Source organism: Nostoc sp. S13 (genome assembly GCF_029379315.1).
In the GTDB taxonomy this organism is placed as follows: Bacteria; Cyanobacteriota; Cyanobacteriia; order Cyanobacteriales; family Nostocaceae; genus Nostoc.
Window position 1 is genome coordinate 1 of the sequence record NZ_JAQYWQ010000171.1, and the last position, 10,564, is coordinate 10,564.

Annotated in this window: 6 protein-coding genes and 2 pseudogenes; 6 read left to right on the plus strand and 2 right to left on the minus strand. The window is 42.9% G+C overall.

Features of this window, described 5'->3' with window-relative positions:
• Positions 1-169 precede the first annotated feature (169 nt).
• Positions 170-883 carry a DUF2993 domain-containing protein gene (locus PUQ00_RS30495; protein WP_300423514.1) on the minus strand — a complete coding sequence of 238 codons (714 nt, stop codon included), beginning with the start codon at positions 881-883 and terminating at the stop codon, positions 170-172.
• A 100-nt stretch (positions 884-983) separates the two neighbouring features.
• Here PUQ00_RS30495 and PUQ00_RS30500 point away from each other — a divergent pair, with 100 nt between their 5' ends.
• Both PUQ00_RS30500 and PUQ00_RS30505 read left to right on the plus strand, forming a co-directional pair.
• Positions 984-1,796, plus strand: a complete 813-nt coding sequence (locus tag PUQ00_RS30500) for a pseudouridine synthase (protein ID WP_300423516.1) — start codon at positions 984-986, stop codon at positions 1,794-1,796.
• Entirely contained in the window at positions 1,771-2,583 is an 813-nt protein-coding gene (locus PUQ00_RS30505; protein WP_300423518.1) for a RodZ domain-containing protein, read from the plus strand. Before PUQ00_RS30500 ends, PUQ00_RS30505 begins: the two co-directional genes overlap by 26 nt.
• Before the next feature lie 90 nt (positions 2,584-2,673).
• Here the strand turns inward: PUQ00_RS30505 and malQ are convergent, their stop codons facing one another.
• Complete coding sequence (gene malQ, locus PUQ00_RS30510; RefSeq protein WP_300423519.1) at positions 2,674-4,182, minus strand: 4-alpha-glucanotransferase; 1,509 nt, start codon at positions 4,180-4,182, stop codon at positions 2,674-2,676.
• Positions 4,183-4,337: 155 nt separating this feature from the next.
• On the opposite strand from malQ, the gene PUQ00_RS30515 reads away from it, so the two are divergent.
• The 4 genes and pseudogenes from PUQ00_RS30515 to PUQ00_RS30530 all read left to right on the plus strand — a co-directional run bounded on the left by PUQ00_RS30515 (position 4,338) and on the right by PUQ00_RS30530 (position 9,846).
• Entirely contained in the window at positions 4,338-4,769 is a 432-nt protein-coding gene (locus PUQ00_RS30515) for an NUDIX hydrolase (RefSeq protein WP_300423523.1), read from the plus strand.
• Between the two features lie 7 nt (positions 4,770-4,776).
• Positions 4,777-5,235, plus strand: a pseudogene (locus tag PUQ00_RS30520) (RidA family protein); the annotation flags it as partial.
• A gap of 456 nt (positions 5,236-5,691) precedes the next feature.
• Positions 5,692-5,991, plus strand: a pseudogene (locus tag PUQ00_RS30525) (hypothetical protein); the annotation flags it as partial.
• 1,377 nt (positions 5,992-7,368) lie between these two features.
• Positions 7,369-9,846 (plus strand): tetratricopeptide repeat protein, encoded by a 2,478-nt coding sequence (locus tag PUQ00_RS30530; RefSeq protein WP_300423521.1) that lies wholly within the window; start codon positions 7,369-7,371, stop codon positions 9,844-9,846.
• The last annotated feature ends 718 nt before the right edge of the window (positions 9,847-10,564 follow it).

The following is a 10,564-nucleotide window of genomic DNA, read 5'->3' on the forward strand; positions in this document are numbered from 1 at the left end:
ATTGGGCATTGGGCATTGGGCATTGGGCATTGGGCATTGGGCATTGGGCATTGGGGAATTTTTATAACTCCTAACTCCTAACTCCTAACTCCTAACTCCCCACTCCCCTTGTTTCGATTGGCGCTGTATTATTTAAAATAATGTATTAGCATTTTTTATTTCTAATCAATCAAGGATCAACATTAATCCGCCCACGACACACCAGCTTGCCTGGGATCAGCGTTAGTTCTTGGATATCGACATCTGAGCCAAGATCCAGATTGTATTGATGATTATCCTCTAATATATGTCCCTGGTCAGGCTTGATTTGGATATGTGCCACTTGCAACTCATGCCCACTGAGTAACTGTAAGCCCAAACAAATCTTTAGAGGTGTTGTTTCACTATTGGTTACTCTCACGCCTCGCAGTATAATTTGATTGTTATCAAGGATAATTTCTTGCCAATTAATTGGTTGTGACTGTGGATAATGTGTTGGTGAAACCTTAACCAGTAAATCACTCAAAGCATTAGATAATAAGTCAGATGAGAGAGAAGAATTGAGATCCTTCTCGTCTACGATCAAATCGCCAACCACTAGTACTGTTTCTAACAGTCGTAGGGGCTGTCCCTTGAGTACGGAACCGATATTTATCTGAATATTTTCTGCCATTAATTGAATTTGTGTAATCAGGAGACCTTGATAAACTGCATGAGTAGCAAAAATAGATATCGAGGGGATGCGCCCAGAGAGAATTTGGCGATCGCTCGCTTTAATCTCTACTTCTAATTTAGATATTTGGCTCACTTGCGCTCTCAACCAGAGCTTTACTGCTGTTGTGAGTACCTGCGTAATTATGCGAATTTTATTTGCCTTTGTTGTTTGGGAATTTTGCTCTGGCATCTAACCAAATCTAATTAAACAAGCTTTAAATGTAACATTTATGCCTACTAGGGACAAAATGCAAATATCATTTAATTGTTAGTAAATAAGCAATTTCCACATGGAGGCACGGTTACAAAAAATTCTCGCTCAATGGGGTATCGCCTCACGTCGTGAAGCCGAAGAAATGATTAGGGACTCACGGGTGCAGATCAATGGGATATTGGCACATTTAGGTCAAAAAGTTGATCCCGAAAAAGATGCGATCGCAATCGATGGTAAACCCGTATCCCAAAAGCACCGTCCGGCTTTAATATATCTATTGCTGCACAAACCTGCGGGAGTGGTTTCAACTTGCTACGACCCTCACCGCAGACCGACAGTTTTGGATCTACTACCGAAAGAATTACGAGAGGGTTCAGGTATTCACCCAGTTGGACGTTTAGATGCAGACTCTACAGGAGCATTAATTCTGACAAATGACGGAGAACTGACATTTGGACTAACTCATCCACGTCACAGTATTTCTAAGACTTATCGTGTTTTGGTTAAAGGACATCCTCCAGAAGCAGTACTACAAAGGTGGCGGCAGGGTGTGATTTTGGAGGGTAGAAAAACCAGGGCGGCCAAGGTACAGCTAATAGAACGTTGTGCCGAGCAAAGCATTTTAGAAATAGTGTTACAGGAGGGAAGAAATCGCCAAATTCGCCGTATAGCTCAACAGTTAGGATATCCAGTAATCAAGCTGCATCGGACTGCTATTGGTTCAATTCAATTACAAACTTCAAAAGAACTCTTTTTAGATGAGGGTAAATATCGTTCCCTCAAAGATTATGAGATTCAGTTTTTGCAAAAGCAGATAATACAACCTATTAAAGATTCAGTGGAATTAAGGAGTGTCAGTAGCCATGAAATGGCCAAGAAAGAAGAATAATCACCAGCCATCACTTTCATTAGAGCAACAACGAGCCGAAAAGTTGGCAGAATTGGGCGCTAAACTTTCGGCATTGCGTCAAGAACAGAGTCTATCTCTAGAGCAAGTGGTTGTATTGACCAGGATTCCCCAGCGATTATTGCAGGCGATCGAAGAAGCTAATTTAAACGAGCTGCCAGAACCAATCTATATTCAGGGTTTGATCAGGCAATTTGCCGAAGCACTCGGCTTGAATGGAGTAGAATTTTCTAGCAGTTTTCCGGTCAGTTCTGCACAAGTTAATCCCCAAGGTATGCGGAATATTTCACCCCTTAATCAATTACGTCCGATTCATCTTTATTTTCTTTATATATTCCTAATCGTCTGCTCTGTAAATGGCTTATCTCAGTTATTAAATAACGCTGTACTACAAGCAAGTAATAGCCAAAATCAGCCATACCAAAAACAAAAGTCCGTTGCCAAACCAGAACTAGCCCAACGAAAAGAGTCAGTTGAGGTTCAACCGATCAGCGATACCCTTAGCGGCGCTCGACAAAGACAGGCTGTACAGATTGGTGTCACTTTGAAAGCCTCATCTTGGATTCGCGTAGTAGTCGATGGCAAAACGGAATTTGAGGGTATTCTGCCAGAGGGAACTCACCGAACTTGGAAAGCCCAAGAGCAACTGACAGTGAAAACTGATAATGCTGGTGGTGTGTTGATGAGCGTCAATCAACAGAAAGCCAAGAAAATGGGAGAGCCGGGGAAAGAGGAAGAAATTAGGATTGCTGCTAAACCTAAGTTTTGAGATCAGGGAGATGAAGAGGACAAGGAGGACAAGGAGGCATTTACTCCTCCCTCTTCCTTGTCTCCCTTGTCTCCCTTGTCTCCCCACTCCTCAATTTGCTTGCGGGGCGCGTCCATTAAGTCTGGTAAGAACTTTTAAGCGATCGCCTAATTCGTCACTCAAAGCTGCTACTTGATAGCGCCACTCCCAGTTACCCTCTGCAACACTGGGAAAATTCATCCGCGCTTCGTTTCCTAATCCCAAAATATCTTGCAAGGGAATAATCGCTTGGTTGGCTATGGAACTCAAAGCTAGGCGAATTAAATCCCACTGGATGCCTTCAGGGCTGATAGAACCTAAATAAAGCAACAGGTTTTGCTTTTCGTTGTCGTTAGCTGAATTGAACCACCCTACAGTTGTGTCATTATCGTGAGTGCCGGTATAAACTACAGCATTTCGCGGGTAATTAAATGGTAAAAATGGATTAGCGGGATCAGAACCAAAGGCAAACTGCAAAACTTTCATCCCAGGAAATTCATACTTGTCTCGCAGCGCATCTACCTCTGGTGTAATTACTCCCAAATCTTCCGCTAAGACGGGTAGCTTGCCCAACTTCTGCCTAATCACTTCAAAAAAAGCATCTCCAGGCGCTTCCACCCATTTACCATTCATGGCAGTTTCTTCACCTTGAGCCACAGACCAATAAGCCTCGAAGCCGCGGAAGTGGTCAATGCGAATTATATCTACATAATCCAGCATTGCCTCAAAGCGCTGTACCCACCATTTAAAGTCTTGTTTTTGCAATTCCTCCCAGTTATAAACCGGGTTGCCCCACAATTGACCGGTGGCGCTAAAGTAATCTGGTGGAACTCCTGCCATTTGGGCAGCTTCTCCTGTCTCTTCATTTAAGCAAAAAATGTCAGGATGCGCCCACACGTCGGCACTATCATGAGCTACGTAGATGGGGATATCGCCGATAATGTCAATACCGCGCATGTTAGCGTAGCTTTTCAGGTCTGACCACTGGCGGAAAAACTCAAATTGGACAAACTTGTAATAAAAAATCTCTCCGTTGAGCTGATGCTCTGCCTGAGCTAATGCTTCCGGTTCCCGCTTGACAAGTTCTCGCTTCCAGGCGTGCCAGTTTGCATTGTCGTTTGCATCTTTCAGCGCCATAAATAAGGCGTAATTATCTAGCCAATAGGCTTTACTGTCGCAAAAACCTTCAAACTCTTTATGCTGGATAGGCGTAGCATTGGTTCTAAAGTTTTCACAGGCTTTTTTGAGTAGGCCAATCTTAATCGGCACAACCTGATTGAAGTCTACCTTTTCTACCGGAAATCCTGGTAAATTAGCAAAGTCTTCTTCAGTTAGCAAACCCTCTTCTAAGAGTTTTTCAGGGCTAATCAGCAGAGGATTTCCCGCCATTGCTGAGTAGCACATATACGGAGAATTACCGTATGCAGTGGGGCCCAAGGGTAAAACTTGCCAATATTGTTGATGGCTCTCTTTAAGAAAATCAATGAATTGATAGGCTTCTAAGCCTAAATCTCCAATACCAAATCGACTGGGAAAGGAAGTAGGATGCAGCAAAATGCCACTTGATCTAGGAAAAGGCATATTTAACCTGAGTTATGGGAAGCGATCGCATCGAATTTATCACAGAACAGTATTTGCAGGGTAAAGTCATTTGTCATTTGTCATTTGTCTTTGGTTAATGCCCAATGCCTGATGCCCAATCCCTAATTAATCCAAAATCTAAAATCCAAAATTGCATGACTTACCGAAATCCTACACCGACAGTTGATATCATCATTGAACTAGTAGATCGACCTCATCGGCCAATAGTGTTAATTGAAAGACATAATCTACCTTTAGGTTGGGCTATCCCTGGTGGTTTTGTGGATTATGGGGAAGCGGTGGAAGTGGCGGCGCGACGGGAAGCTGAGGAAGAAACGGGTTTGCAGGTAGAGTTAGTTGAACAATTACTGGTGTATTCTGACCCCGATCGCGATCCGCGTCAGCATACAATTAGCATTGTGTTTTTGGCGACAGCGACGGGGGAACCTCTGGCTGGGGATGATGCCAAGGGTGTAGGAGTTTTTGAGTCTTGGCGTGTGCCGGTTAATTTATGTTTTGACCACGATCGCATTTTAGGGGATTATTGGCGATATCGGCATTATGGGATACGTCCGAGGTTGGGGTAAGAGGAACGAACCGATCGCTTCTGAGGTGGAAATCGGTAAACAGGAAACATCGTTAAACAAAGTAATATTTATGACTCGTAAAGTAATTCGTACTGATAACGCACCGGCTCCAGTCGGCCCTTATAATCAAGCGATCGCAGCTTCTGGTCAATTTGTATTCGTGGCTGGACAAATTGCCATCGATCCTCGCCTTGGTGATGTCGTCTACACTGATGATGTCAAAAAGCAAACCGAGCAGGTATTAGCTAATCTTGAAGCCATCCTCACAGCAGCTGGTGCGACTTTCCAAGATGTCGTGAAAACCACTGTATTTTTAGCTGATATGAATGATTTTGCGGCTGTTAATGCCGTTTATGCGAAATATTTCCCCGAAAATACAGCCCCAGCGCGAGCTTGTGTCCAGGTATCGCGCTTACCTAAAGATGTGTTAGTAGAAATTGATGCGATCGCGGTAATTAGCGGTTAGAAGGAACGTATCCATTGTTAGAAAAAGAATAGTAGCAATAGCGATCGCTTTCACAACCTTGGTGGTTGTAACAAGTACTCTGCCAGAGTATATGACAGTGGCTCAGAAGCCTGGCCAAAACACAGGCTAAAGCGAAATGGCGTACTCCCAAAGGACAAGATATCAATAAGTCAGGAATTGTCCCTCATGTAGTTGTGAATTTAACTTCTTCTCAACAACAAGCAATGATTAAAAACCGTTCATTTGGGACAATTGCAGACCCTCACTACTCTAAAGCTGTGGAGCAGCTGACCCAATTGATACAGAAGAACACAGGATGAAAAGCATTGATGGGACTGCTAATTCCTTGTGTGAATCAATGCTACTCTTTGAGCTGAATTTTCCCCTCTGATAAATGCAATCGCCTCCATAATTTTGGGAATACTGAAAGTAAGCCCTAATAAAGAAGTATTAAAAATGCCAGAAAATCGCATCAGTGCCAATTTAGCCCCAGCAGACAAGGAAGCAGTCATGCAGGCGATCGCTACAATTAGAGAAAAGTTACCATTTTTGATTGATTTGACCCCTGAAGACCGGCGAAGAATGTTGAAGATGGGAGATAAAAGTCGAGCTTTTGTCAGCAAAGCTTTAGAAGTGGCTACACAAAACCCTAATTTTTTGCCTCGTTCTTTTGATTTAGAAGAAATGCGCCGAGATTTAGAAATATTTGAGGACTTGTATCCGGTGCTTTTGTCTCTGACACAACTGCAAGAACTATAGTAATCCGCTTTGATTATTGAACTGACTTGCGTAGGCTGGGAGTAGGAAATAGGGAGTGGGGAGTAGGGAATAAGCCTTTTCGATTAGTACTTAATTTGTTCAAAAATCAAATAGGAGTCCTATAGTAGATGATACCTGTATAGCTGCTGCTAGCGAAGCCTATGCCGCAGCATTAGCAATTTATAGCTATGCCAAAGCTAGCGGTGATGTCATAGGTTTAGATGCAGTAATTGATGAGATGGGACGCAGGTTTACCCACCGTTCTAAGAAAAAGCAACCCGAAGTCCCAGTTAGCTAAAGTCTAAAGTAGACGATTACAGCATTTATAGCGTTTCCTAATCACATAAGGTAGATCATAGCCCCCTCCTCGCTTGCTCTTAGGGGGTTGGTGGTGGGGTTCTTCTACCTCACAAGGACCGAGAACCGCTATATGAATTTGGTAAAATACATATTTTTTGTTGGGGCATAAGATTGTTATGCCCTTTTCGCGTCTTGAATCCAAAAATTTTTAAAACCCGCGCAAGTAAGTTTTCTCTGTATAGCCGCAATTTCTATAGCGCATCTCATTTATCTAAAATAAGTAGGTAGGCGTAATTAAACATAAGATTAAACCTCACCCTCAATCCCTCTTCTTATTAAGGAGCGGGAAGCCGGAGGCAGGGTGAGGTTTTATATTTAATTTGTACCCACTTACTTACACTTTGACCGAAAACGAAAAGGGTACAAGCCTCTAAATTGATTTATGGGGATTATTAATTTTGAATTTTGAATTCCCCGAAGGGGTTGACCTCTCTCCAAGCCTCTCCCCTATAAAGACCTACGGTGTACACACAAGTCGAATTACCCTCCTTAATCCCCCCGATATATTGGGAGAGAAACAGGAAATTTAGTTCCCTCCCCGATAAATTGGGGAGGGTTAGGATGGGGTAAAACCTTGGTTAATCAGCTATTTCAAACTTGTGTGTACACCGTAGCCTATAAAGACAGAGGCTTTGAATCTGACTCCCCAACGCTAGTAGGGAAGGGGCTGGGGGTTAGGTCTATATTAGACTCCACTAAAAAGCGCTAAGTGGCCAGGGCATTTTTGAGCCTCAAAAGGTCAACGTCGAGCCTCAGAAGGTCAAAATCGAGCCTCAGAAGGTCAAAATCGAGCCTCCAAAGATCAACATCGAGCCTCAGAAGGTTAACATCGAGCCTCAGAAGGTCAACGTCGAGCCTCCAAAGGTCAACATCGAGCCTCAGAAGGTCAACATCGAGCTTACAATCAAGGTTACACGTAAAAATTACCTAGAAAAATTTGGTAAATTCTGAAATACAGCGTGGGTATTTAGTAGTTATTCTGTAAGTATTAGCATTTTAAAATAAAATCTCGTAATGAACCCACAAAACAAGCCCAAGAGTCTACAAGATATTCTTAAGCAACGTCAACAATCAGGTTTTGTGGGTCGTGAAGACCAAGTAAACCAATTTCGCCAAAATCTAACATTACCCCTGGAAGACGATCGCCGTCGTTTTCTGTTCAATATTTGGGGTCAAGGTGGGGTTGGTAAAAGCACACTGTTACGGCAGTTTCGTAAGATTGCTGATGAAGCAAAAATTATCTCGGCTTACATTGATGAAGCTGAGAAAAGTGTCCCCGAAGTTATGGGTCGTGTAGCTGAGGAGTTAGAACGGCAAGGTAACAGGCTAACGCAATTTAGCGATCGCTACAAAGTTTACCGTCAAAAGCGCCAAGAATTAGAAACTGATCCAGAAGCTCCTCAAGGCTTTTCGGCTTTTGTAGGCAAAACCGTAGTTAAAACTGGTGTGCGTCTAGCCCGTCGAGTTCCCGTTGGCGGTGCTGTATTTGACTTTGTAGATGAGGATGCTTTGGCTACCCAAGCCGGAGAATGGGCATCTTATGTTGCAAAGAAAATAACAAATAAAGATGAGGTGCGCTTAGTTCAAGAACCTGTAGAAATCCTAACCCCGCTATTTTTGCAAGATATTTTTAAAATTGCTAAAGAAACTGCTGTTGTTTTGTTTTTTGATACCTATGAACGCACGGGGGAATTCTTAGATAACTGGCTACGAGAAATTTTGGAGGGTCGCCACGGTGAAGTCTCTCTGAATATATTGATAACGATCGCCGGTCGGCATGAATTAGATAAAAACTATTGGGCACCTTACGAGGGGTTAATTGTTCGTTTCCCTCTAGAACCCTTTACAGAAGAAGAAACCCAACAATATCTAACTCGCAAAGGCATTACTAACAGTCGGGTTATTGAAGTGATTTTGCGCCTTTCTGGAAATTTACCCCTGCTGGTAGGAATGTTAGCAGATGCTCATCCCAATGACCCTAACCAAGTAGTTGAGCCTAGTAGCAGTGCTGTAGAACGCTTTTTAAAATGGATTGATGACCCCAAGCAGCGACAAGTTGCTCTTGATGCTGCCATTCCTCGGTGCTTGAATCGAGATGTTATAGCCAAATTAAGAGGAGAACAAGAAGCTGATGAGCTATTTACTTGGCTGAAAGAAACATCTTTTGTCAATGAACGCTCTGATGGCTGGGCTTATCATGATGTGGTTAAAACCCAAATGTTACGCCACAAGCGCCTTTCATCGCCGCAAGGTTGGGCTGACATACATGGTAAGTTGGCAGAATACTATGACAGCCTGCGAAACGATCTGCAATTGGAGGAAGAGGAAAAACAGCGCGATCCTAGCTGGCAAAGTCACACATTAAACGTGTCATACCACAATTTATGTCAGTCACCGCAAAGGAATTTATCTGTATCTCTCAATGAATTTCTTGCTGCACTTAAAAATCAACGCAAATTTGCCCAACAATATGCAGAAACGATGCTTCAGGCTGGTAAAGATGCGGATTCTGCTGAAGTTCAGCGTTGGGGTGAGCAACTAGCTGGTGGGTTAAAAGCCTATGACGAAAATTTTTACCAAGTTACATTAGAAATGTTTACCGCAGTCCTACAAAATTCTAGGATTGAAGTTAAATGGCAACTTATTGCTTTAGGTTCGCGCGGTGAAACTTACCGTTTAATGGAGCGTTACTCGGAAGCTTTACAAGATTTTGACCGCGCCATAGAACTTGACCCTAATTACAGGTGGGCGATCGCACATCGCGGTCAAACTTACTGCTTTATGAAGCGTTACTCCGAAGCTCTACAAAACTTAGACCGCGCCATCGAACTTGACCCAAAATATAACTGGGCGATCGCAGGTCGCGGTGAAACTTACCGCTTAATGGAGCGTTACTCGGAAGCTCTAGAAGATTTTGACCGTGCGATTCAACTTAATCCCAAACTTGACTGGGCGATCGCAAGTCGCGGTGAAACTTATCGCTCAATTAAGCGTTACACGGAAGCCCTACAAGACTTTGACCGCGCGATTGAACTTGGCCCCAAATATAAGTGGGCGATCGCACATCGAGGTCAAACTTACCTGATGCTAAAGCTATATAATGAGGCTCTTGCAGATTTCAACAGCGCTATTGACTTAGATTCTGAGAGTAATTGGTATTTATATAATCGCGCTTTAGCCTACCAAGCCCTTAACCAACCAGATAAAGCATGGGCTGACCTAGCACTTGCCATCAAGCTTGCTAAACAGCATTACGAAAAAGATGCTAAAGACTGGTCTAATGCCTTTAATTTAGCCCTTTACTATTTGGCTGCTCAATATCATCAACCAGCAGAGCGGTTATATCTCCATGTTTTATCTCAAGGTGCTTCCTTAGAGCGTACCCATGCTGCTATCCAAGACCTAAATGACTTTTTAACCGTGTTTCCTGACCATGTGCAGGCTACATCCATGCGACGGTTGTTGCAGTCTTCTCTAACTTTGGTCATGTAATTTCCAACCTAACAGCCAGAAAACCCACAAGTCCCAACAACCACCTGGAAATTAATTCCCTCTCTTATACATAAAGTCTTCTAAATAAGACTGAAAAAGGGTTTCAGTCCACTTGAGTGGACTTGCGCTATCAGCCTGAGATTTCAATCTCTGGCGGAAAAACGGGTAAGCGCCAGATCCGAGCTAACTTGCCTTCGGGAGACATGCGGCTAAACCTAATTGCGTCTAAATATTAAGCGATTATTAGCCAACTCATGACAAACAGCTTTGCCTAGGCTAGCAAGAATCGCAGGCATCGCTAAACCCAATTGCATATAAATATTAAGCGTGATCGCTTCTACTACTTTGCTTTTCTCATTGATGATTGACGCTTGCACTGTAAGCGATGTCTAACGACAAGCCTCAGTGCGTCTACGTACTCACCAATCAACCACGTTCCCTTGAATCTTGACAAATTATGGGAGCATCCCCGTTAAAAATTACTCAATACAGACCCTATTAATTCAAAAAACTGGCCTTAGTTAAAGCCAGTTTTCTGATTTTATTGCAAACTTCTAGCAAAGCTTACGACCGAGTATTAATGGAACACACTTGAGAAGATATTATTAAACTTTCTCATTAAAATGTCAAGATTTCACTACTTATTTCCGTAAGACTTGACATTAGACTTATCCACAAATAAACCTCAAAATAGCTGAAACCCTTACATAGCTGGCTT

Excerpts from the sequence above, each read along its gene's own strand:
- PUQ00_RS30495 (WP_300423514.1), bottom strand. The coding sequence starts at position 883 with ATGCCAGAGCAAAATTCCCAAACAACAAAGGCAAATAAAATTCGCATA.
- PUQ00_RS30500 (WP_300423516.1), top strand. The coding sequence starts at position 984 with ATGGAGGCACGGTTACAAAAAATTCTCGCTCAATGGGGTATCGCCTCA.
- PUQ00_RS30505 (WP_300423518.1), top strand. The coding sequence starts at position 1,771 with ATGAAATGGCCAAGAAAGAAGAATAATCACCAGCCATCACTTTCATTA.
- malQ (WP_300423519.1), bottom strand. The coding sequence starts at position 4,182 with ATGCCTTTTCCTAGATCAAGTGGCATTTTGCTGCATCCTACTTCCTTT.
- PUQ00_RS30515 (WP_300423523.1), top strand. The coding sequence starts at position 4,338 with ATGACTTACCGAAATCCTACACCGACAGTTGATATCATCATTGAACTA.
- PUQ00_RS30530 (WP_300423521.1), top strand. The coding sequence starts at position 7,369 with ATGAACCCACAAAACAAGCCCAAGAGTCTACAAGATATTCTTAAGCAA.